This is a genomic window from Bradyrhizobium ferriligni (assembly GCF_056837965.1).
This window is the reverse complement of the sequence record NZ_JBXEJO010000358.1, coordinates 1-406: the sequence shown is the minus strand read 5'-3', so window position 1 is coordinate 406 and position 406 is coordinate 1. Positions and strand designations below refer to the sequence as shown.

Below are 406 nucleotides of genomic sequence, written 5' to 3'. Positions count from 1 at the left end.
AGTAGACATAACCAGCATGCGGAACTAGTATTGCTTTTGGAGCAGGCTTATGAATTGGCGCTTGGTCCAGGAAATTCAATACGGTTTGCTTTAAAGTCAATGGATCGTCGGGATAAAAATACCCAGCTACGGCTGGTTGACGGACGCTCACAACAACACTCCGGAACAACTGAACATACTATACTTATAAATATAGACTAAGAGTTGATTGTGGGCTATTTGATGTTTGATACTATTCCAACCAAATACTGGCATAAGCTGGAAGATGGACGCATACAATGTGATGTATGTCCTCGTAATTGTAAATTGCGTGAAGGGCAAAGAGGGTTATGTTTTGTTCGTGCAAACCTGGATAATCAAATAAAATTAACTACCTATGGCCGCTCTAGCGGTTATTGCATAGATC

General features: G+C 40.9%; 1 protein-coding gene and 1 pseudogene. One reads left to right on the top strand and one right to left on the bottom strand.

Annotation, left to right across the window (positions count from 1 at the left end):
* On the bottom strand, positions 1–151 hold a 151-nt coding region (amrB, locus tag AC1VNY_RS42810), incomplete at its 3' end, for an AmmeMemoRadiSam system protein B (RefSeq protein ID WP_482409724.1).
* 59 nt (positions 152–210) lie between these two features.
* On the opposite strand from amrB, the pseudogene AC1VNY_RS42805 reads away from it, so the two are divergent.
* A pseudogene (locus AC1VNY_RS42805) lies at positions 211–406 on the top strand (AmmeMemoRadiSam system radical SAM enzyme); the annotation flags it as partial.